Raw genomic sequence first — 21,451 nt, forward strand, 5'->3', positions numbered from 1 at the left:
AAATCGTTGAAAACTAAGCATTCCCCCCAGGAATCACAAACTTTCGGCGGAAACGGAGGGTTTGTTACATTTGTAGAATGATTGAATAATTGAATTGTTGAATGACTGAATGAAGCTTCGAAATGCTTATCTCAGCAGAGCCTCATTCAACAATTCTATCATTCAACAACTCAACAATTCACTATTATGTCCGTCGTACCGTACAAAGAAAAGAATACCAGCAAGCGAGAACAGATCGAGGAGATGTTCGATAATGTCTCTCCGAAATACGACCTGCTGAACCACCTGCTGAGCGCCGGCATCGATTTTTACTGGCGGAAGCGGGCCATTGCGCTCCTGCAGCCCGAAAAGCCCCGGACCATTCTCGACATTGCGACCGGCACGGGCGATTTCGCCATCGAAGCCCTGAAGCTGAACCCGGAAAAGGTGGTCGGCGTCGACATTTCGGAAGGGATGCTGGCGGTCGGACACGAGAAGATGCGGAAGCTGGGCTACGAAAACCGCATCGAACTCCGCAGGGGCGATTCGGAAAGATTGCCGTTTTCGGACAATGTTTTCGACGCGGCCATCGTTTCGTTTGGTGTACGGAATTTCGAGAATCTGCTGAAGGGTCTGACGGATATGCACCGGGTGGTGCGGCCGGGCGGCACCTGCCTGGTTCTGGAGTTTTCAAAACCGCGCCGGTTTCCGTTCAAACAGTTTTTTGGATTTTATACGAATCGCATCCTGCCGCTGATCGGCCGAATGGTGTCGAAGGATCCCTCCGCCTACACCTATCTGCCCGAATCGATGCAGGCCTTTCCGGACGGCCCCGATTTCATACGGGTTTTTGAGCAGGCCGGGTTTACACAGACACGATGGATACCACTTACGTTCGGCATTTGCTCCATATACATCGGAAAAAAATCCTCCTGATCGGCTTACTGGCGTCGCTGTTCAGCCCGGAACTGCGGGCTCAGTCGACGATGCGCTACCGGCGGGTGCACCTGGAAGATTACGAAGACCGGGCCATCCGCTACGGTTTTCTGTTTGCGGCCCCGATGACCCGGTTCAACGTCAAATACAGCCCCGGTTACGTGACGGCGGACTCCGCCTATCAACTTTATTCGCCCAACAAAGTCGGTTTTCGGGTCGGTTTTGTCATGAATGCCGTCCTCAGTGAACATTTCGACGTCCGGATCACGCCCGCCGTTTCGCTCTACGGCCGTTCGGTCGAATACCGGTATCCGGGCGGCATCCAGAAGACCGAACTCCGCGAGTCCACCTGGCTGGAGTTTCCGTTGCTGCTGAAATACAAGTCAAAACGCCGGATGAACTCCCGGATGTACGTTGTCGGGGGAACGTCACTGGGCATCGAAACCAACGTCCGCCGGCGGGAGGTGGCCGGGGCGAGCCGCCTGCTGACCAAGAACACCGACCTGACGGTGGAGTACGGCATTGGTTTCGAGCAGTTCTTCGAGTTTTTCAAATTTGCCCCGGAGCTGCGGTTCTCCCACGGCCTGGTGAATCTGTTCGAACCGTTGCAGGGCAGCCCCACCAGCGTGGGTATTCAGAAGCTCCGGACCCATACCGTCACGCTGTATCTGACGTTTGAATAAACGGGGCAGATAAGCATTTGAACTTGAATCGGTTAAAAAATAATCCGATTTTTTTCGGGTAATTCCTTGCATAAAGGCCGGCGGGGCCTCTATATTTGCAGTCCCAAACGACACCGACCTGGTGAAGGGCGGGAAAGAAAAACAAGGGTTCTTAGCTCAGCTGGTTCAGAGCATCTGCCTTACAAGCAGAGGGTCGGGGGTTCGAATCCCTCAGGACCCACCCTCATAATCAGGCACTTATCGGCAACGGTAAGTGCTTTTTTGTTTTCGGTTTAAACGCTGGTTTAAACAAGATAACCTGTCAAGTATTCCCAATCAAAAGGCTAAGACTCTTTTGTCAAAAATTTGATGGCCCGTTCGAGCGCTTCGTCTCTCCCGGCCTGGATACCTTGGATGGTGGGTTGTATTTTTATGTCAGGTTGAATTCCAGCCCGCTCAATGGGCATGCCCCTTAGCCCCAACCGAAGATGGCCGGGTATATGGTAGTTGACAAAGTAAGAATTGGCTCCGGCGGTTGGACTTCCAATCAACGTAGCATTACAGATCGTTTTTAAGGCCAGCGTCATATTATCGCCGACACTCTGGGCCGCCCGCTGGTCAGCACCACCACTTTAACCGGCAGGGCCAGCTTTTTGTCATACCGCATCGATTCGGTATACGACCCCTCGCTTGCGATCAATACCCCCCACCGGGCCACAGCCATCGCCTTTGGCGAGGTAGCCGGCAGGTTTCCCGAAGCTGGTTATAGATCCCAGGCTGTGTTTTACGAGTCATTGTTTCTACGATTCTGCTCTACTAGGCATCGCTGCCCTGCGGATAGCACCGTAAGGTAAAGATAACCCCTTGGCCTGATCGAGCATCTTTAGTATAATGTCGTGAGGCACTCGACTCAACCCACTGGTCAGATCAAGATACCCCACCTTTGCAGTAAGCCACTTGACCACCGGTTATCAAAGGCAAGAGAAAATTCCCGCCAACATAATTGAACAGATCCAACAAATTTGATATAGAAGTAGGGCAAAAAGATTCAAAGCATTTGATTGAAGATAATATAATGCCTTGAAAAGTATACAAATAAACCATCAAAGCACGATCTCTAGTCTATATTTTGGATAATATAGACTACATTCAAAAATTTTTTTGACGTTTTTACTTGCATTATTTGAATTTTTCCTAATACCTTTGCGATAAGTAAGAATCAATGTAGTCAACTGAGCAGGACTTTACTGGGTCAATAGTGACATCAACCACGTAAGATCAGAGACATAAAACATTAGAAAATTAGAAATCATATGGAAAACACTAACACAGAAGCAAGAAAACAGAGATTTAAAGTGGTTGCATCTAGGAGAGTACAAAAGGTATTGGATGACATGGAAAACCTCTCTAAATGTGCGAACAAAAGAAACTATGAATACACAGATGAGGAAATAAAGAAAATGTTCAAAGTATTAAACGAAAAATACATGCAACTAAAAGCAGCTTTTGCTGCCACTTCAGGACAAGAAAAAGAGACCTTTAAGTTCTAAAGAAATGGAAACTAATATCGGCTGGAAAGGAATACCTAAGATTAAAGGCTGGGATGGGCTAAATAATGCTGCCATTCAAACCTTTAATAGCGACATAGTTCGATCATTCATAAGAGAGATGTTCCAAAACTCAAATGATGCAAGGGAATTTGGTGAAGGCGAAAAAAAGAAGAAGTTGAAAATATCCCTGAATTATAGGACAATAACAAGCGAGGAAATCCCAGATTTCAATGAGCTCATTGAAATTATCAAATCTACCTCCAACGCACCAGCTAACAAAGGGCACGAGCAATTTTTCAAACAAGCATTAGAAAGTATCCAAGACCAAAACAGTATTTGTGTTTTAGAGTACAAAGATTATAATACAGTAGGGCTATCAGGAAGTGATGAAGACAACGATTCTACATTTTATGCATGTGTTCTTGCAGAAGGTTTATCAATAAAAAAGAATACCACTGCAGGAGGGAGCTACGGAATCGGGAAAAACTCAACATATGGCTTTTCTAAAATCCGAACAGTTTTGTATTCATCCTTAAATAAGGAGGAAGAGTTCATATTTCAAGGCGTAGCTAAGCTAGCATCTTACAAAAAGGGTGATACTACAAATGAATATCGCGTTTTCTTAGGAGAAGGAACCGAGGCCAGATCTGTAAGAGATAAAAATAAACTAACCCAAAAGCAGAAAGATTTCTTGGTCCGAGATAAGCCAGGGCTCACACAAATAGTGCTATGCCCAATGAAAACCGAAATGTGGATTGAAGAATTCGCAAAAACAATTTTAAAAAACTATTGGCAACTGCTTTCAATTGACGAGCTTGAAGTTGAATTAATGGAGGAAGGAAAAGTTCAGCTTTTTATTTCAAAAGATACGCTAGAAGGTCTCTTGGAACAATACTTTAATAATACAGAATTTGATCCTGCAGAAGATACTGCTCCAAAAGGAAATCCCCTTGACTACTATAATTGCTATAAAAAAAACGAGCCAATAGATGCGGAAATTTATGCAATAGGAAAAGTTAAATTTTTCTATGAAGAGCTTGACCATAAAAAAACAAACCATATCGCATTCATAAGGAATGGAATGGTAATATATAGTGAGAACATACACGGTTTCAGTTCTATTAAATATTGTGGTGTGTTCCTAGCCGACGAAGAAGGGGGCAATGAAATACTCAGGATGATGGAGCCACCTACTCATGACCACTTTGACCCTCCTAGGCTGGAAGAAAAATCTAAAGAATACACAAAAAAAGATGGCGAAAAGATACTAAAAGAAATAAAGTCATTGATCAGGAAGTGTTTAAATCAGATTTTAGAAAGGTACCGGACAGGGGTTGAAGAAATCCCATGGCTAAATGAATTATTCAACACCCCGAATGGACTTTCCAAATCAACTAAAGGCCATAATACAGGAATAAATGGAATTAATGAAACTGTATCAAGGATTTCATCAAATAACGTAAAAGTTTTAAGCTTTTCTTCTTTGAGTAAGAATAGCAGTGTTACAGTTCAGGGGGAAGAAGAAAGTGTAACCAAAAGTTTTATTTCGGGAAATAAAAAAGGCTCCTCCTCAAATAATAAAACAAGCAAAAACACTAGCAGGGAATCGGCTAAAGCAGGGAGCTCCATAATAAAAGTTCGCATTTTTAAAAAAACAACAGTTACCAACAACTCTCATTCATATATAATTAAGTTTAAAAGCCAAGAGAAGATTAGAAATAAAAACTTTCTCATTAAACAAATTGGCGATACAGGTGAAGTTAGCTCATTCGTAATAACTGACCTGATAGACAAAAATGGCAATAAAGTTAAATTTGAAGAGTTAAAAGGCAGCCGTGGAGAGCGAAACGGCTATAAGCTTTTAAATATTCAAATACCAAACGAGTTAGCTCTAATTGTACAAGAGCCGTATCATAGTGCATTTTCAATCTCTGAAAAATAAAAAAATGCAAGCGCAAACATACTCCTTTCCGCATCCGGTCCTTGGGTTAGGCGATGATATCAGTGGAATGTTAAATTTAGAATTGGAAACAACCAGGAATTCTCAGAATAGGACACTAGAATTCAATATAAAGAAGTTTAAAGTAGAGAACGGATACTTTGAAGATCTTCTTGTTTCAAATAAGGCAGGCATACTTTATAAAGTTTATTGTAGCTCTACATTAAAAACTTGGACGTTTTTAAATCCTAAGGACAAATTTGAAATCCCAGAAGACGATCTCGATAACAAGGCCGATATTAGCCCTTATTTAATTGCTCTCGAAGAACTAAAAGATTATTCTGACTCTTCTTTTAACGAAGATTTTGAAAACCAAAAATTCACTATTGGTAAATATGATATTATTGGTCTATTAGGAACTCTTCAAGTTCCAATAACTAAGGAATATGAGAACTTAACCTTAAGTAATATTTTCCGATTCTCTGCATCTAATGATGAAGAGGGCCCAATCACTTTCAACTTTAATTCCGATAAAATCTTTATTTATTATCCTATTGCCCAAGATGGAGCTCATATTCATAATGCTTTATTTAACAAATATAGGTGGACCGCATATAATTTATTTATCCTTCCGGCGCTTACAGAAGCATTTCGTTTAATGAAAGCGCCAAATGACATTAAAGAAGAGTACCAAGATAAAGAATGGTGCAACGTGTTAAGTAGACTATTTCCGGACCATGAAAACACCCCAGATCCTTATTCTTGTGCACAACTCCTTTTGAACAGAGAACTTCCTCTACTTCTTTCTTATAATGAATTAATTAAAACCTGAATTGTAGCTATGAAAATTTTGACTAATGCATGCTGTGACAGCCTGCTATTGATAGCAAGCGACATGAGAGAAAATAATCTTTATAGTGGCACTAGCTTTGAAGGGGAATTTAATTTTCTAAATGAGGAGTTACCTATCAATGAACCATCTGATGTTCAACTGATATTAAACAATAGCGCTTCAGCTGATTTTGAAAATTCAAAAAAGATATTTGAACATTTCAAGAGGTTGAATCGTGCTCAAGCTAGTGACCGCCGCATTTGGGTGACGCTTACACACAAATACTTTTTTGAATATACGAAAAACAGGTGGGAAATTAACCAAAATACTACGCCCAGGACTCTTGTTGAGCGTTTTCATTTTGAAGGGTTTGGTCTTGCTACTAGGATGAGAAATAGTATTTCAAGGTTATGGTGGGCAGCTAAAATTACTTATGATGAAAACAGGGATGATAATTATGAACTTACAAAACTTCTTTGGACTAAACAAGATCTTTATCAAGGCCTTGTAGAGAGAAGCTTTGGAACTTATGATTGTGTTGTAAAAGGATTTTTAGAGTTTTATTCACGGAACCCTTCACTTAATGAAGGCCAGATAAGACGTTTATTCACAGGCCTAAATGCAGTTGGTGGAGTTAAACCTTTAGCATTCCATACCAAGGATGAAATAATTGATATATTAGAATCAATTAGTGTGTTTTATAAAGAGGAAGTAGTTTTAACTTAATATAATTTTTCTTTTCAACTAAAAGAATAGAATAATCAATAACAAAACTTCCTAGTACTTAACATATGGTAATTTCTCAATTCACAATCCAACAATTAGTTCCATTTGTAACAGGTGACACTTATCCACCAAGTCGTAGCGGTCGAGAATTAGTAGCACTTTTCAACAAATATGGCTCTAGAGATATTTATGATGAATTCGGCCTTCCAGATATTGGCAAGCAAAATGGACAAAGACCCTCTCGAAAGCAGTATGCTGAGGCAAGAATGCGAAACCTCGTATCTAAACTTGAGTTTAGAGAGCTTTTAATGGAAATTGTAAATAACTTAGAAAATTACGAGGATACGATTCCTCATTTGAATAAAGTCTTAAATCCAGAAGGATTTTCAATAGTTAAATATCTTGGCTTATATACCATCAGTGAAGGTGTAGTAAATAAGCAGAGCCAGGTCATCAATTATGCACATTTCCAAAATATACTAAATTCACTTCTCCTTGAGCTTGAAAATGCAAAAGTTTCTATTAGAGTTGCCATGGCTTGGTTTACAAACGAAGCTCTTTTTAATAAACTATTAGAAAAGTTCAATAATGGTGTTGATGTAGAAATTGCGATATTTGATGATCGCATAAATCAAAAGTTTGGAGTTGATTTAACCCAGTTACCACATAGGAGAATTAAAAAAGCTATTCGTGGAGGATTGATGCATAACAAGTTTTGCGTTATAGATAATCAAGTGGTAGTGACGGGTTCTTATAATTGGACAAATAATGCTGAATTTCGAAATGATGATGACCTTGACCCAAACCTTGGACAGCGAAAGCTAGAAAATCAGGCTTTCTTGACCTTGACCCAAACCTTGGACAGCGAAAGCTAGAAAATCAGGCTTTCTTTTTCTTTGATTTTTATCCCCTTCCCCATCTCGTTAGGGGTCAAGTTGCCAATCGAACTGTGTGGGCGAAAGCCATTGTATTCCTGCCTCCAGCCTTCAATCTTTTCTTGTGCGTCTTCTAATGACAAGAACCAATGTGCATTTAAGCACTCGTCCCGGAAGCTTCCATTGAATGACTCAATAAATGGGTTATCAGTAGGTTTTCCGGGCCGAGAAAAGTCCAGAGTCACTCTGTTATCATAAGCCCACTTGTCTAATGCTTTCGAGATGAACTCACTGCCATTATCGACTTGAATCCGTTTTGGTACCGTTGAATTCTCGGCTTTTAGCCGATTCATTACAGCCACTACATCTTCCCCTTTCAGCGACTGGCCCACATGAATTGCCAGGCATTGGCGGCTATAGTTATCCACTACAGTTAAGGCCCGGATTTTTCGTCCGTCAAAGAGCTGATCAGCGACAAAGTCCATGCTCCAACTTTGATTTAATGTGGAGAGTTGAGGCCGCTCAAGCCGCTGGGCCGCTGCTCTATTTCGCTTTGGTCGTTTGCTTCTTAGGTTTAAACCCTCCTCGCAGTAGACTCTCCGCACCCTTTTGTGATTGTCCCGCCAACCTTCTCGTCTCAGTAAAACATGGATACGCCGATAGCCATAGCGGACACGTACTTGAGCAATTTCTTTTATTCGGTGTCGTACTGCAGTATCATCCCGTCGATGCGGTTTATAATACCAACAGGACCTTTGCAGTAGGATAACCGAACAAGCACGTTGAACCGGAACACGGTAATCAGTTAATAAGCTAGCGGCCAGCATCCGCTTCTGGGCTGGCCTTAGAGCTTTTTTTTGAGCACATCCTGGAGCATTTGTTTATCCAGGCTTAAATCGGCTACCAGTTGTTTAAGCTTTTGATTTTCCTCTTCCAGTTGTCGTAGTTTTCGTAACTCAGGAACCCCCAGCCCAGCGTACTTTTTCTTCCAGACATAGAAGGTTGCTTCGCTAACCCCCATTTTGCGACATACCTCTGGAACGGGTACTCCGGTGTCAGCCTGACGCAGGGCAAAAATGATTTGAGCCTCAGTGAATTTGGACTTTTTCATAGCGATTCTTCAATTAATTTAAGGTACCTAAATCGCCTGAATTTTTCTACCCACCCAGTGTCCACTTTTTAGGGTCAAGGTCAGAAAATTCAACCACTATCGTCCGGGATTTGAGTTGGGTGTTAAGTAGCGGAATAAAAACCAGAAATATTAATGCCACTTACATCAGTGAAGCTTTTTTCCAGCTCTTTCATTTTCCGCTGGAAAAAGGCACTTATCCGGTTGAACCGAACACGATGGTGTTAACCCACCAGACCGCCCAGTGGTTCTTTGGCGATATCAATCCTATTGGAACCATCCTGGAACACCCCACCCTCGGCAGTTTTAAAATTGTTGGGGTCCTAAAGCCTTTCACCAGCCTGAGAACTCAATTTCGGGCCGATGTATTTGTCCCATTAACCAGTTATCTGACCGGCAAAAACCCGGCCAATGACTGGTCCACCCTGAATGCTCATACCTTCCTGAAACTAACCAAAGGCATAACGTCTGGCGACCTTGACCGGCAATTGTTAAAAACCGAACGAGAAATCAATCAATTACTGAAACCACTCGCTCCCGCCACCCTGCATTTTAGAGCCCAATCCCTGGCAGACATCTCCCCGTCAAAAGAAATCTTAACGAATGACCCCTATGTCCAGGACATTCGCAGTATGTATGTAAATTTTGCGTTTCAGCTGATTCTGCTGGTACTTGCCTCCTTAAACTACATCAATCTGACCCTGGCCCGATCGATGAACCGAAGCCGTGAAGTTGGGGTACGGAAAGTGGCCGGCGCCACCAGGTCCCAACTGGTTATGCAATTTCTGGTTGAATCGGTCTTGATTTCGTATATCGCCCTGGGGGTTAGTTTGCTCCTATTATGGTGGATAAAGAACCAGATTCAGCTTTCCTGGCTCACCTGGGACATCGATCACCTTGGCTACCTGATTCTTTTGTTTTTCGTTTTCAACCTGATTCTGGGTTTGGTAGCCGGCGCTGCTCCCAGCTTTATCCTATCCGCCTACCAGCCGGTAAAGGTGTTGAAAGGGACAATCGCCCCGGTCGGTTTGGGAAAAATAGGCTTTCGGAAAGCGTTGATCATCGTGCAGTTCATGATCGCAATGGTCTATATATTCTTTATCGGGCATCTGTATCATCAGGTCGATTACATGGCCACCGATAATGAAAATTACCAACGTAAGGATATACTCAATTTAAACCTGGCCGGTAAGCAGTATAAAACCTTCGCTGCGGAGGTAAGTACCCTCAAAGAAGTACAAAAGGTAGGATATACCTCGATGATGTTTATGAATAGGCCCGCACGGGCAAGCATTAAAAAAGCGAAAAGTGAGGCATCGAATTCCGCGTTTTACTACGCCGCCGACCGGCAGTTTATTGAAAATATGGGACTTCGGATCGTGGCGGGCCAAAACCTGATTCCCAGCAACTCCGACGGGCCATCCCCCCTGATTGTGGTCAATCAGAAAGCCGTCGAAAAACTGGCCCTGGGTTCGGAGCAGAAGGCGATCGGCCAACTCATCGTGTTGAACGACTCCGTTTCCGCCACCATTATTGGGGTAGTGGCCAATTTTTGCCACTATGATTATGAAAGTAAGATCGAGCCGGTCGTTTTTCAGTACCGGCCTTCTTTATTCAAAGTGATGAGTTTAAAAACAAGCCCGGTCAGTGATCGCAAGGCCTTGGAAGCCACCCTGAAAAGCCAGTGGATGAAATACACCCCGGACCAGGAAATGAACGCATCCTGGCTGGATACCGAAATGTACGAACGCTATTATAACTACGATGAAATGCAGTTTATGTACATCGAAGGCGTTGCCATTTTCGTCATTGCTATCTTAGGGCTCATCGGCATCCTAACCTACAGTTTAGAAAAACGAACCAAAGAAATCGGCATCCGGAAAGCAATCGGCGCCACAACTGTCGAAGTCATCCAATTGATGTCGAAAGAATTTAGTAAGCTTCTGGCCATTGCCATCACGATTGCCCTCCCCCTGGGGATCGTCATCGGACAGTACATGAATCGCTTTTATGTATTCAATCAGGGGATTGGGTATCTGACCATGTCCGCCTTGGTAGCCGCCATCCTGGGAATTGCCTTAGGGGCAGTGGGCTACTTTTCATGGCGGGCCGCACAAGCCAATCCGGCCATCACCCTGAAGGCGGAGTAAGGGCTGCTACTGGTCGTTTCAGGCTCGCTTCCATATGGTAAATCATTTGGTCCGCACAGTGAGTAGTCCATTCAGTATTTCCTAAGCGGAGCGTCATCTTATCCACGGAGGGGTCTGTTTGACATAAAACGGCAATAGTGAGCGTGGGCAACCCCCTTTCTCATTGTCACCGGCTGATTAACCCGGTTTGCTAAGCTGTATTACCCCTTTTTCACGGTCAATAAGGGAACAGTTGGTTAAGAAAGGACTAGCTCATCCCCACTTCACGATTCCATGTGCTTTATCTGCGCCAGCAAGTTGCCGTATACTTCCTCAAAGATAGCCGAACGGGTTTGTCGATAATGAGCGCTGTGGACATCATCTAACCGTTGCAGCAACCCCGCCAGCAGCCGCTTTTCAGGTTCGGCCAGCCAGTCGAAACTGATGTGGCCTACCTGCTCAAGACGCTCGTAGCTCCGCAGCAGGAGTTCGGTGCCGGCAGGGGTGATACGGACCCGCCGGGCGCGTTTGTCGGCTTCGTCGGCCAGTTCTTCCACCAACCCCAGCCGCCCCAGCCGCTTAATAATTTCAATGCCCGAGGGGTACTCCGACAGCATATACGTAATGAGTTCGCTTTTGGTCGGTTCCCCGAGGTGGCTAATCACGTGCAGGTAAGTCATATCGTCCACGTTATGGAGGCCCAGGCCAGCCAGCGCCTTTTTTGAGTAAAGCTCGCTGAAGCGCCCTAAGCGGCCCAGTAACTTACCCAATAGACCATTAAGGGGCACCCGATCAAAAAGGTCGTCGCCAAAGGCCGGGGAGGCCGGCTGACGGGCCAGATACCACACGCAAAAATCAGCCAGCGAAGGGTGAGGCCGCTCCGTTTCATAAGCCGCCCACTGATTTACCAACTCCACGATTAGCTTACTGGTCATGCTGCAAAAACTTTTTTCTATGTAATAATAGAAATTTTTTCCATAATCCTTAACATTGGATATATTTTAATTGTTTTTTAAGATAAATAACAGATAAAATCTACGAAAACATAGAATCATTGTGCCTGTCATTATATCTTTCTACTCTATAATCTATGAACCGTATACCGATCCCGTTCCGGTCCGCCACCCGCTCCGACCTGCCCTTCGTAGCCTGGTGTAACTATGAAGCCACCTCACCCTACCCCGGTTTTTCGTACTGGGACCCACTGCTCGACGGCTTCCATACCGATACGCACGAATTTATCCAAACCGTGCTGGCCCACGATGCGTTAGCCTGGGGCCGGGTTGAGGACTTTGTAGTGGGCGAACTCGACAATCAGCCGGTTTGTGGGGCCTCAGGCTTCGTGATGGCTCCGGAAGATTACCGCCCGCTGCGGCTCGACCGACTGGCAGTCGTGGCACAAACGCTCGGCTGGTCCACCGAGCAGTTGGCGCTCTTTGAAGAACGCTACCGGCAGGTTTGGTCCGACCCTCATGACCCGACACTGAAACCAACGGGGGAGTGGACCATCGAATGTGTGGCTGTGCAGGCCGACTATCGCCATCGGGGGTTGGGCAAACAGCTCCTGGAAGCGGTGATTGACCTCGGCCGCGCCCAGGGGTATCGGACGGCAGGCATTGCCGTCACGCTGGGAAACGAGGGAGCCCACGCGCTCTACCGGAGCGTAGGATTTGACCCGTATCTGACCTACTGGCCGGCTTACTTTCACGGGCAGTATCCCGGCACTCAGAAATTTATTAAAACGCTGTAGCTACCCTACCTCATGGCAACCAAGTCCCAGAAATCCAACGCACTGGTTTGCGAAAACCGGACCGCCTGGCGCCAATGGCTGACCGATCACCATGCCACCGAGTCAGGGGTGTGGCTTAAATTGTTTCGCAAAAACGAGCCGACATCCACCTTAACCCACCAGGAGGCTTTGGACGAAGCGTTGTGTTTTGGCTGGATCGACGGAGCCATTCGCAAGGGCGATGGCCACCACCACCTGCAATATTTCGCCCAACGCAACCCGAAAAGTAACTGGAGTCGGATCAACAAGGAAAAAATAGCTAAACTCAGAGCAAGCGGTCTGATGACGAAGGCGGGTCTACAGATGGTCGAGTTAGCCCAAAAAACCGGCACCTGGACCGCTTTAGACGAGGTTGAAAACGGAACCCTCCCACCCGACCTGGCCGACGCGCTCAACGCCAATGCCACCGCTAAAGCGCATTTTGAGCATTTTCCGCGCTCGACCCGGCGGGGTATCCTGGAATGGCTGCTCAACGCTAAAACTGAGAAAACCCGCAGCAACCGCATCCACGAGATTGTAGCGAAGGCCGAAAAAAACGAGCGGGCCAATTTCCCGGCTAAGAAAACGGAAGGAAGCCGGTCTTCGCTCTAACAGAGCCCCCTACCGCAACATAGGGTATATCTGCGGAAGAGTACATAATTCATCATTCGGCAAAACGATCGTCTCACAAACTCATACGGATCACGGAAAATCAGCCCTTGATTTGAGATAACAATTTGACACAGAGCGTAGCCTGAGTTGATGCAGCAGTAGAAACCCAGTGAACGTCGCTTAAAAATGGACGTTTGGTGAGATGACCAAATAGGTTTCATCATTATATTTCCTAATAGGCTTACTCCACAAAAATACAGAATGCAATTATTTTGTATTGAAAACGGGCCAATCGGCGAAGTGGTGGCTAGTAAGACAGATGGCAATAACATAGGAACCTATAAAAACCATGCAAAACATACTATTTGATTTTATATCAAAATACATTTCTCTGACCGAAGAAGAGAAGAACGCCATACTTTCGTTAGATATATTCCGCTCGATGAAGAAGGGAGCTACTCTACTCAAAGAAGGACAAAAATCAAATGATAGCTATTTTGTGTTAAAAGGCTGTATCCGAACATATTATGTTTTAGATGGTGAAGAAAAAACTACTGCTTTCTACACAGAAATGGAAGCTTTGACACCCTATTGTGTAATAAGTAAAACCCCCTCCCAATATTTTATAAGTTGTATTGAAGACACTTTACTTTTAGTCACAAATTCTGATATGGAAGAAAGAGTAAACAGTCAATTTCCTAAATTTGATATAATGTGTAGACTGTTTTCAGCAGAAGTTTTGGCTAAAAATAAAATAGACTTCGACGAATTTAAGACTTCTTCACCTGAACAACGATACCTTAATTTATTACAAAAAAGACCAGACCTTATTCAACGTGTACCACAACGCCAATTAGCGAGCTATTTGGGTATTAAACCCGAATCATTAAGTAGGTTAAGAGCAAGGATTATGGAGAAAGATAAGAAGTAGGGTTAATTTCTTAACTTAAGTTAACGAGTTCCTGTACCTCGTCAATCTACTTTTGCAGCATCGATTCACATAAAAGGGAAAGAAATGCAAAAGAAAACTTTACAGTTTGGACTGGCCTTAGTGTTGGTAAGCAGTCTACAGGGGAATGCACAATATGCCAAACAAGACAGCACTTACAAAAGGTGGTTCGTTGGTAGTTCTTTGTTTGTTTTGTTAGGCAATTTTGATACGAAAAATCCTCCCAACTTCGCTCAACTCAATTTAGGCTACCGAATTACAGGAAAAGATGTAATTTCTTTAGAAGTAAAAACCTGGAAATATGCCTGGCCGAATGGTATTCACCCATTTTTTAATAAAGCATACAAAAAGCCTGAAGAACAATTTCCAGGATATATTCGTGAGTACGGGTTTGCAATAGCTTATCAACGTTTCTGGTGGAAAGGGCTATATACAGCTGTACATATAATGCCTACATGGCAAACATTTGTAAATAAAAACGGCAATAAAATTGACAATGGTTTTCAGGTTTTCAACACATACCGTGTTGGTTATCACGTCAAACTTTTCAAGGACAAATTTTTTATTCAACCATCAATTGCAATTACGCACCGTGCTTATCACACAAAGTTGCCTGATGGTTTTAAACAGTTGGATGATAAATGGTCTAAATTTATCTTCGGAGAACCGGGATTACATTTTGGGTATAATTTTTAGTAATTTTACCGAAAACTGAAGCCTGACTGAAACTAATATGACATGACACTAGCTACCAATCTGGGTTAAGTAATCCCAGCGTAAACCAGTTCGGAATTAGCGTTCTAGTGTTCTGCGGCATTGAACTCATGAAAGTAACCTATACCGTCACTGATGTGTAATGTCGGCCAGCAACAGGGTACCCAATAGCTACAAAGCGTTTTTCAGGTGGGCTACTAGTTAAAATAGTCTTCCAATAGACAAAATACAGATGCCAACCGGCTAATTAAACAATTTCAGCTTCGTCCCAATCTGGTAACAAAAGCGCTGAAATACACTCTTTTGAGGTAATTAATCGCCAGCTTTACCACATCCGTACCGGAAAGCTTCCTGCGGTCGATAAAGCGGCATCAGGAACCTGCGTTACCACCCTGCGGGTAGCCAGACAGTGGCAGGGAGATGCCAGGAGCCCATACACCCGGATTCTGAATCCGGGTCGGGTACGGGTTGTTTAAAGTAACCCTTTCGGACGCTTACCGAATCAAGGATGACCACAGTTAAAATGCTATATAAGTAACTGGAAGTTGCCTCATTCTCCTAAAACGCTCCTTTCGAGTCACGAATTGAGGAGGTTAAGAACCTGTTCAGAAATCAGCCTGCTTGCCCGAAAAAGTACATCAAGACCGTTACTCCCAGGATGAGGAACGTCCAACTAAGGATAGCCCGTCTTTTGGGTATAGGCCCGTTGGTCAACACCTTCTTGCCCAGAGGTAAGAAGGCTACACATAGACCAACGGTCGATAAAATTGATACGGGTGAAGCCCCTTTTAACACGCCCAGCATTAATGCAGACATGAGTCCCAGGCCAACGGCCCCAATCAGGCTCAATACCCCTGCCCGGTACGACCCCACCGCTAGTATGAGCCAACCTGACATGATTGCCCCGGATAAACCAGCTATGATGTGAAACGCTCCATAGGAGTCGGCAACCGCCTTTGTTGCCAGTTGTAGGTTTTGGACCTCCACTAATTGAAACGCTAAATGATTTATTCCGTAATGAAAGGTCCGGGCAAATAAGCCGAGCATCACCAAAGTGCCTCCCCAGCTTGCCCAGGCAGGAGCTTTAAGTCCAACCAGGTTCGTCAAGGTCAATACGGCAGGCCACAACAGGATATTGCCGGCCAGAAAGAAACTGTAGGCAGTCATCATCTGAGTGGGATGCTGGTCAAAGGCTTGGAGTTGTTGGGGAAAAAAGAAATCAAATTGGACCCGGAGCAGTTCGGCCATCAGGAGCAGAAGTGGCCCAAGGATCATGGAAATTCCGCCAATCCATCGACCGGGGAATGAATAGACAGGTATTGCCGGTGAATTTGTTTCTGAAGCCATCTCCTTTGGTTTTTTTCTTCAAAATAGCTATTATACAAGGTACCTTGCAATACACGATACATCAACGGGCTGATTTTCCTTCCAATGGCAACGGAAGAAGTGCCTAAGGGAAAGGTCCCAGTGATAAGGTTGAGGAAACTACCCTGTCTAATAATACCCTCCTTTGAATTGACCAGGTTCTGTCCACTCGAATCGGTGTAAGCTCCTTAAGTTATTCGCTCCACTATTGCCTGGATAATAAGGCAGGTCCGCTAAAGGCGTACCCTCCAAATGCACCATATACTCCAGAAAGCAGAGCTCCGGCGTTGTGGCCGCGTAGACTAACCCTTTGGCATTTTTGGCATTCCAGCGCCCGCCCCGGGTCCAGCGCAGAAGTAGCTTGGGCGGCCATAGGACATTAGAAAAAAAGTAGACTCATTTGATCCGACTAATCCCGGCCGGCTGATGCTTTTTTGTCTTGGTTTAAATGTGTTAGACCGTAAAGCCCCAGGAGGCCCGCGGACTTCACCGGCTTTCTGCCGGTTATCTGGCCCGGTTCTGCTCCGACTCGGCCGTTGATTTGCTTCGGTAACCGGTTTTAAATGGTTTTCCGAAGCGATAGGTAAGGCTTACCGTAACATTGGAAGTAGCATACGTTCGGTCATAAAAAATATCCGTTTGACCGACGCTGTAATTCCCTGATGCGTTGGTTTGATGAAACAGATCGTTGGCCGTCAACCGGAGCTTCCAGGCCTTTCTGAAGAAGTCTTTTTCAATCCCCAGGGTCACCGTAGCCCGGCTCCTGCTGTGAAAAAGGCCGTAGTATTTGTCGCCAAGGTACCAGGCCATGAATTGCACTTTAAATAAATCATTGACGTTGAAGGTGTTGGTGGTATATATATACAGCTGCGGCCGGGGCCTGACCAGTTTAAAATCATACTGACGATCCATCGACTTACTCTGACTGAGCGTGATGGTGTTGGTCGAATTCCACCACCGGATGGTGAACGTGGCCGAACCGGAAAGAAAAACGGTATGGTCTTTTTCCAGATTAATGCCTTTGAGCACATACGTGTTCGGGCCATCGCCCCGCAGAGCCGCACCGCTGATCGGGTCCCGTGTAAAATTGTATCCGGCCCGACAATCAATCTGCCGATAATTCATACCCATTTCAAACGCGTGCACCTTCTCCGGCCGTAAACCCGGGTTTCCCTGAATACTGGTGAAGGGGTCCTGGTAGATCACCCAGGGATTCAGAGCCTGATAGCGGGGACGCGAAATTTTGGCCACGTAGGAAAGCCGGACATCCAGTTCGGTTGAAACCGCTTTCGTCAGTAAAAGATTGGGAAATACGTTTCCATAGCTTTTTCGAAGTGCCTGCCCATTTCCGGCAGTGGTGTTGAGTTCATAGCGCGTCCATTCACCCCGGATTCCGGTTGCGAAGCGGATGGTTTTGCCGATGGCACCGGTATAATTGAAATAGGCGGCCGGTATGAGTTCCGTATAGGCAAACTGGCTGGACAAGCCGGGATCGAGCCGGAAACCGGCTTCCGACCCGGCAACGAGGAAATCGGTGCCGGAAGCGGTATGGGCGTAGGTCAGTTTAATCCCGGTTTCAAGCTTGTTCTCCCGGCCGAATACTTTCGTATAGTCGGCCTGCGTGCTTGAAATGGTGATGTGATAGGACTGGTTATTTTTAAGCTGCCGGGAGAAACTGCTGTCATTGACGACATTCCTTTCGCGGATCCCATCGCGGACATCCGTACGGAAGCGGGCAAGCTGGCTGCCTGCGAAGAATCCTGACCCGAGCGAATCCAGGGTACGGTTGTAGTTGAAAATCAACGAATGGTTCAGCCGCTTTTCGTCTTTGTCCAGCCGGCTGTTATAAATTCCCTGGTTCACCGCGTCGTCAATGCTGTTTCGGCTGAATTGATGGCCGCCCTGCCTGTCGAGGTTTCCCCTGTAACTGAACGAATAGTAGGTATTTTCAGTAGGAGTATACTGCACACCGAGGCCGTAGGCGGAGTAGTTGCGGAGTCTGCGCTGCCAGTCGGTCGTCAGTTCTGAGCGTAAAAAGATCGCCGAATCAGGTCGGGTGCGGGTCGTAGAAAGCACCTCACGGTCCTTTCCGGTGCGCAATGAATAATTTCCGGCTATGGTCCATTTACCCCGCCGGTACGTTCCATCCGCCAGGGTATTGCCTTCGCCACCCGCAAAATTCGAATAGGTATACTGCTGGGTTACCGACCCGGCCGTGCCTCGCTCGCTATTGGTGCGGGTGATAATCCGAATCACGGCTTTCCCCTCGGCATCGTAGCGGGACGACGGATTGGCAATGATCTCCACCCGTACGATCCGGCTGACGGGAATGGCCATCATCTGTTCGTACGTGATCGCCTGATTGTTTAGGAAAATAAGTGCTTCGCCTTTTCCGGCCACACTGATACGCCCATCGGTAAAGATGACGCCGGGCGACCGTTCCAGAACCTGAGCTACGGAAGTGCTGCCCGCCAGGATGGAACCGGCCACCTGCATGCTCACAGTGCCGTTGCTCCCGTACCGGGCCAGGGGCGCCTGGCGGCTGATGCGTACTTCTTCTAACTGAACATTTCGGTCCTGCACGATAATTGTTCCCAGATCCGGCTTTGGCCGGTTTCTATTTTCAAGATGAAGGATGGTGTCGGCGTAGGACAGGCTGCTTAACCAAAGCAGGGCCGTGCTTTGACGGATCGCCGTAAAGGACACAAGGCCATCGGGGAAACTGCCGCTTCTGACCACGGCAGAATCAGGAAGGGAAAGCAGCCTGGCCTCGACGGCTACGGGTTCCTGACGGACGTTGATGACCCTGACCTTCAGGGTAGAAAGAGACTGACCGAGGGTCGGATGCGCCAGCGTGAGCAGGAAGGCTGTTACACACGGCAAGCCGGGGAGTTTCATGGCTGATTATGAAAAATTTTGTCAGCCTCAAAAATCGGCAGGCAAGCCGCGGCATCAGTTCAGGAAAACGGAATCAGGAGTGTGGATTTATAATACCGTACTTACCCTAAATAGGAATGGATTGGTTATCAGAACTTTGATAGTTGGAAGGCGTAACGCCCTTGATCTTTTTGAAAGCTGCAAAAAAGGTCGATTTGGAGTTGAATCCTACCTCGTACCCGATTGCTTCCAGGGTAAACCGCGGTTCGGTCGTCATCATCCTGCAGGCTTCGGCGATCCTGAATTCATTGACGTACGTAGTGAAATTTTTGCCCAGATGCTCATTGAGCAGCGCCGAGAGCTGGTGACCTGAAATCTGAATTTCGCGCGACAGTTCATGAAGTTTCAGGTCAGGATTTTTGTAAACGGCCTTTTCGATCATCACCTTCTCCAGTTTGGCCAGCCAGCGTTCCGCGTCGGTGTTGTTAAGCTTTTTAGCGACGGGCCTGGCGGGCAAAAGCAGAAAAATCGCATCGGTATTTTTTCTATAAAAGAGAATGGTTGCCATCAGGTAAAGAATCAGGGAGAAGGCAATGGCCCCACTGATGTAGGAAGCGAAAGGGGCGTTGATCAGGGAAGTGAAATAGAACAGAAAGATAACTCCGTTTCCAATAAAAATCATGGAAATCCAGGTTTCAGCCGGTTTCATGCGATAAGAGCGGTCGAATAACTTTCCAATCAGCCCCCGGATCGCCAGACCGGATGCGACAAGGAAGCAAAACCATTGAAAATAAATCACTTTGGCGAAATAGCGGTTCCAGAAGACGGAATAGACTTCATAGGGAAAAAGGATCCCGACGAACAGGGTAACGACGGCGAGCGCAACCAGGGTCCCTATCCAGCTTTTGGGCAACCTGGCTAACGGGTCTATGGCCGAACGAACAAAAAAGTATAAAAAGGGCCCGATAAAAAAGCAGGCCGAAAGGCCGATCTGCAGGTAGATCTTGGGAAGGCGGCCGTCAAAGTAAAGAAAAACCGACTTGCCGATCCGAACACTCAGGGCCAGCAGCAAGGCCGCCAGAAAATAATTGGCCAGATACTTCTTTTGGGTAAAAAACAGCAGGAATAATCCCAGGACAAGCCCGTTGAACGCGCCCAGCGCACTGAAAAAGAAGAGAATCTCTTTGCCGGTATTCATTGTATCTGAACAGGATAACCTTTCAAATGTAACGATTTGGTCACCACTATACAAACCGGAAAAGGGAGTTCGAACTTACTGCTTTACCTCTCAGAATCAGAGAATTATCGTTGCCCACAGGTGTTTTCTGGCCATTCGGCCGCCGAATTTTATCTGCCGGTTTGCGTTTTGCTTCCCTGAGCGTCTTTTAATACCAGCTCTATACTCGAAATCACCAGGTCGGGGTCATCCCGATGCACAAAGTGGCCTGCGTCGGCTCTGTAAAAAAACGCCCTTTAGGCACGGTATTCACGAACTGAACCCAACGTTCGACCCGGAACTTCATTTTCGACCGAAATAACGCTTCGTCGATCGGCCGGGCGTTGGGAAAGGCATCATAACGCCCTCCGGTAAGGAGCGCTACCGGAATGCCGGGCAACGGTTTATCCCTGAACTCGGCAAACTCCGACCGCCTTAGGTCAAACAACACCTGTAGCTCCTCCTGAAGCGAAGGGGCCATTTTGGGGTCGGGCCGGAAGAGGTCACGACGGCGTTGGGCAATAGCACTGTCCACATGGGCTTTGTTCATCCCGGCATCCAGCATATACTGACCAATGCGTTCATACGTCTCGGTAAAGTCGGCCGGATCGATGATGACCAGACCCGCCAACTCCTGGGGATAGTACACGGCAAAGCCCCGTACATAAGCTCCGCCCAGCGAGTGACCCACCAGCACATAAGGCGGTTTCACCTGTAATGCCTCCAGAATTTTCCGGAGTTTATCGGCGACATTCTTCACGGTGGGCAACTGCCGGTCAGGCTCGGAGTCACCGATGCCGGGCCGGTCATAAGCCACCACGGGAGCGAGCTTGCCGACGGCATCGAGGATGGTATCCCAATGCCCCATCGGAGTGCCGAAGCCGCTTTCGAACACCACTACGGGCCGACCTTCTTTTCGGGTTTCCAGCCCTGCCGTTTGGACGGCTATCCGAGTGCCGTCGATGGTGATCTTTCTGATTTGGGAATACCCCCGGCCGTAAAGGAGCAGGAGACTCAAGAGGGGGAAGATTCTATTCATTGGGGATTGAAAGAAGCCTGAATTTGCATTGGTCAAATCATAAAGTTTCCCCGCTTAGGGGTTATATCGACTCTACTGGACCTGGAACCCTATTCTCCAGACCGCCGGCCCTTCAGAATATTGAGCCATTCGTGGAAGCCGACCGGGAACAGGT

The 21,451-nt window shown here is 46.2% G+C and carries 20 protein-coding genes and 1 tRNA gene; 13 read left to right on the top strand and 8 right to left on the bottom strand.

The features are described from left to right. The first annotated feature begins 186 nt into the window (after positions 1-186). The 3 genes from ubiE to DX909_RS01150 all read left to right on the top strand — a co-directional run bounded on the left by ubiE (position 187) and on the right by DX909_RS01150 (position 1,818). Positions 187-915 (top strand): bifunctional demethylmenaquinone methyltransferase/2-methoxy-6-polyprenyl-1,4-benzoquinol methylase UbiE, encoded by a 729-nt coding sequence (gene ubiE, locus DX909_RS01140; RefSeq protein ID WP_128543206.1) that lies wholly within the window; start codon positions 187-189, stop codon positions 913-915. Continuing rightward, the gene (gene porT / locus DX909_RS01145; protein WP_229310895.1) at positions 882-1,598 is read left to right on the top strand and encodes a type IX secretion/gliding motility protein PorT/SprT; all 717 of its coding nucleotides are present in this window, start codon (positions 882-884) and stop codon (positions 1,596-1,598) included. Before ubiE ends, porT begins: the two co-directional genes overlap by 34 nt. Positions 1,599-1,743: 145 nt before the next feature. Then, positions 1,744-1,818: transfer RNA gene (locus DX909_RS01150), tRNA-Val, on the top strand. A 342-nt stretch (positions 1,819-2,160) separates the two neighbouring features. Here DX909_RS01150 and DX909_RS29415 read toward each other — a convergent pair. Further along, positions 2,161-2,301, bottom strand: a complete 141-nt coding sequence (locus DX909_RS29415; RefSeq protein ID WP_164851160.1) for a hypothetical protein — start codon at positions 2,299-2,301, stop codon at positions 2,161-2,163. Positions 2,302-2,890: 589 nt separating this feature from the next. Here DX909_RS29415 and DX909_RS01155 point away from each other — a divergent pair. The 5 genes from DX909_RS01155 to DX909_RS01175 all read left to right on the top strand — a co-directional run bounded on the left by DX909_RS01155 (position 2,891) and on the right by DX909_RS01175 (position 7,499). Next, on the top strand, positions 2,891-3,127 hold the full coding sequence (locus tag DX909_RS01155) for a hypothetical protein (protein ID WP_128543208.1): 237 nt from the start codon (positions 2,891-2,893) through the stop codon (positions 3,125-3,127). Between the two features lie 4 nt (positions 3,128-3,131). Then, positions 3,132-5,069, top strand: a complete 1,938-nt coding sequence (locus DX909_RS01160) for a hypothetical protein (RefSeq protein WP_128543209.1) — start codon at positions 3,132-3,134, stop codon at positions 5,067-5,069. Positions 5,070-5,073: 4 nt separating this feature from the next. After that, complete coding sequence (locus DX909_RS01165) at positions 5,074-5,898, top strand: hypothetical protein (RefSeq protein ID WP_128543210.1); 825 nt, start codon at positions 5,074-5,076, stop codon at positions 5,896-5,898. A 9-nt stretch (positions 5,899-5,907) separates the two neighbouring features. Further along, positions 5,908-6,624 (top strand): DUF6339 family protein, encoded by a 717-nt coding sequence (locus DX909_RS01170; RefSeq protein WP_128543211.1) that lies wholly within the window; start codon positions 5,908-5,910, stop codon positions 6,622-6,624. Positions 6,625-6,689: 65 nt separating this feature from the next. Next, a complete protein-coding gene (locus DX909_RS01175; protein WP_128543212.1) occupies positions 6,690-7,499 on the top strand; it encodes a phospholipase D-like domain-containing protein in 810 nt (269 codons plus the stop codon). On the opposite strand, the gene DX909_RS01180 is transcribed toward DX909_RS01175, so the two are convergent. Beyond that, positions 7,496-8,610, bottom strand: a protein-coding gene (locus DX909_RS01180) for an IS3 family transposase (RefSeq protein WP_128543213.1) whose coding sequence is annotated in 2 segments (ribosomal slippage) — positions 7,496-8,358 and positions 8,358-8,610 — 1,116 coding nt in all. Because the reading frame shifts where the segments join, the coding sequence is not laid out codon by codon here. The genes DX909_RS01175 and DX909_RS01180 overlap by 4 nt on opposite strands. 119 nt (positions 8,611-8,729) lie before the next feature. Here DX909_RS01180 and DX909_RS01185 point away from each other — a divergent pair. Beyond that, positions 8,730-10,778 (top strand): FtsX-like permease family protein, encoded by a 2,049-nt coding sequence (locus tag DX909_RS01185; RefSeq protein ID WP_229310903.1) that lies wholly within the window; start codon positions 8,730-8,732, stop codon positions 10,776-10,778. Positions 10,779-11,041: 263 nt separating this feature from the next. Here DX909_RS01185 and DX909_RS29420 read toward each other — a convergent pair whose 3' ends face one another. Then, positions 11,042-11,437 (bottom strand): MarR family winged helix-turn-helix transcriptional regulator, encoded by a 396-nt coding sequence (locus DX909_RS29420; RefSeq protein ID WP_164851161.1) that lies wholly within the window; start codon positions 11,435-11,437, stop codon positions 11,042-11,044. Positions 11,438-11,847: 410 nt separating this feature from the next. Between DX909_RS29420 and DX909_RS01195 the strand changes: the two genes are divergently transcribed. From DX909_RS01195 to DX909_RS01210, 4 genes are all read left to right on the top strand, one after another. Beyond that, positions 11,848-12,507, top strand: coding sequence for a GNAT family N-acetyltransferase (locus DX909_RS01195; protein WP_128543216.1), 660 nt, complete (start codon positions 11,848-11,850; stop codon positions 12,505-12,507). Between the two features lie 12 nt (positions 12,508-12,519). Continuing rightward, on the top strand, positions 12,520-13,137 hold the full coding sequence (locus tag DX909_RS01200) for a YdeI/OmpD-associated family protein (protein ID WP_128543217.1): 618 nt from the start codon (positions 12,520-12,522) through the stop codon (positions 13,135-13,137). A 349-nt stretch (positions 13,138-13,486) separates the two neighbouring features. After that, on the top strand, positions 13,487-14,068 hold the full coding sequence (locus tag DX909_RS01205; protein WP_128543218.1) for a Crp/Fnr family transcriptional regulator: 582 nt from the start codon (positions 13,487-13,489) through the stop codon (positions 14,066-14,068). Between the two features lie 84 nt (positions 14,069-14,152). Then, positions 14,153-14,782: a hypothetical protein gene (locus DX909_RS01210; RefSeq protein ID WP_128543219.1), complete on the top strand. Its 630-nt coding sequence runs from the start codon at positions 14,153-14,155 to the stop codon at positions 14,780-14,782. 630 nt (positions 14,783-15,412) lie between these two features. Here the strand turns inward: DX909_RS01210 and DX909_RS01215 are convergent. The 5 genes from DX909_RS01215 to DX909_RS01235 form a co-directional block, all read right to left on the bottom strand. Beyond that, the gene (locus DX909_RS01215; RefSeq protein ID WP_128543220.1) at positions 15,413-16,147 is read right to left on the bottom strand and encodes a hypothetical protein; all 735 of its coding nucleotides are present in this window, start codon (positions 16,145-16,147) and stop codon (positions 15,413-15,415) included. Positions 16,148-16,294: 147 nt separating this feature from the next. Then, positions 16,295-16,519: an RES family NAD+ phosphorylase gene (locus tag DX909_RS29850; protein ID WP_229310904.1), complete on the bottom strand. Its 225-nt coding sequence runs from the start codon at positions 16,517-16,519 to the stop codon at positions 16,295-16,297. Between the two features lie 150 nt (positions 16,520-16,669). After that, positions 16,670-19,048: a TonB-dependent receptor domain-containing protein gene (locus tag DX909_RS01225; protein ID WP_164851162.1), complete on the bottom strand. Its 2,379-nt coding sequence runs from the start codon at positions 19,046-19,048 to the stop codon at positions 16,670-16,672. Positions 19,049-19,169: 121 nt separating this feature from the next. After that, the gene (locus tag DX909_RS01230; protein WP_128543222.1) at positions 19,170-20,240 is read right to left on the bottom strand and encodes a helix-turn-helix domain-containing protein; all 1,071 of its coding nucleotides are present in this window, start codon (positions 20,238-20,240) and stop codon (positions 19,170-19,172) included. 211 nt (positions 20,241-20,451) lie between these two features. Then, entirely contained in the window at positions 20,452-21,297 is an 846-nt protein-coding gene (locus DX909_RS01235; RefSeq protein ID WP_128543223.1) for an alpha/beta fold hydrolase, read from the bottom strand. Positions 21,298-21,451: the final 154 nt, after the last annotated feature.

It is taken from the genome of Larkinella soli, from assembly GCF_003703975.1.
Classification (GTDB): domain Bacteria; phylum Bacteroidota; class Bacteroidia; order Cytophagales; family Spirosomataceae; genus Larkinella; species Larkinella soli.

Coding starts and splice junctions, on each gene's coding strand:
- ubiE (WP_128543206.1), top strand. CDS start 187: ATGTCCGTCGTACCGTACAAAGAAAAGAATACCAGCAAGCGAGAACAG.
- DX909_RS29415 (WP_164851160.1), bottom strand. CDS start 2,301: ATGGCTGTGGCCCGGTGGGGGGTATTGATCGCAAGCGAGGGGTCGTAT.
- DX909_RS01155 (WP_128543208.1), top strand. CDS start 2,891: ATGGAAAACACTAACACAGAAGCAAGAAAACAGAGATTTAAAGTGGTT.
- DX909_RS01160 (WP_128543209.1), top strand. CDS start 3,132: ATGGAAACTAATATCGGCTGGAAAGGAATACCTAAGATTAAAGGCTGG.
- DX909_RS01165 (WP_128543210.1), top strand. CDS start 5,074: ATGCAAGCGCAAACATACTCCTTTCCGCATCCGGTCCTTGGGTTAGGC.
- DX909_RS01170 (WP_128543211.1), top strand. CDS start 5,908: ATGAAAATTTTGACTAATGCATGCTGTGACAGCCTGCTATTGATAGCA.
- DX909_RS01175 (WP_128543212.1), top strand. CDS start 6,690: ATGGTAATTTCTCAATTCACAATCCAACAATTAGTTCCATTTGTAACA.
- DX909_RS29420 (WP_164851161.1), bottom strand. CDS start 11,437: ATGACTTACCTGCACGTGATTAGCCACCTCGGGGAACCGACCAAAAGC.
- DX909_RS01195 (WP_128543216.1), top strand. CDS start 11,848: ATGAACCGTATACCGATCCCGTTCCGGTCCGCCACCCGCTCCGACCTG.
- DX909_RS01200 (WP_128543217.1), top strand. CDS start 12,520: ATGGCAACCAAGTCCCAGAAATCCAACGCACTGGTTTGCGAAAACCGG.
- DX909_RS01205 (WP_128543218.1), top strand. CDS start 13,487: ATGCAAAACATACTATTTGATTTTATATCAAAATACATTTCTCTGACC.
- DX909_RS01210 (WP_128543219.1), top strand. CDS start 14,153: ATGCAAAAGAAAACTTTACAGTTTGGACTGGCCTTAGTGTTGGTAAGC.
- DX909_RS01215 (WP_128543220.1), bottom strand. CDS start 16,147: ATGGCTTCAGAAACAAATTCACCGGCAATACCTGTCTATTCATTCCCC.
- DX909_RS01230 (WP_128543222.1), bottom strand. CDS start 20,240: ATGAATACCGGCAAAGAGATTCTCTTCTTTTTCAGTGCGCTGGGCGCG.
- DX909_RS01235 (WP_128543223.1), bottom strand. CDS start 21,297: ATGAATAGAATCTTCCCCCTCTTGAGTCTCCTGCTCCTTTACGGCCGG.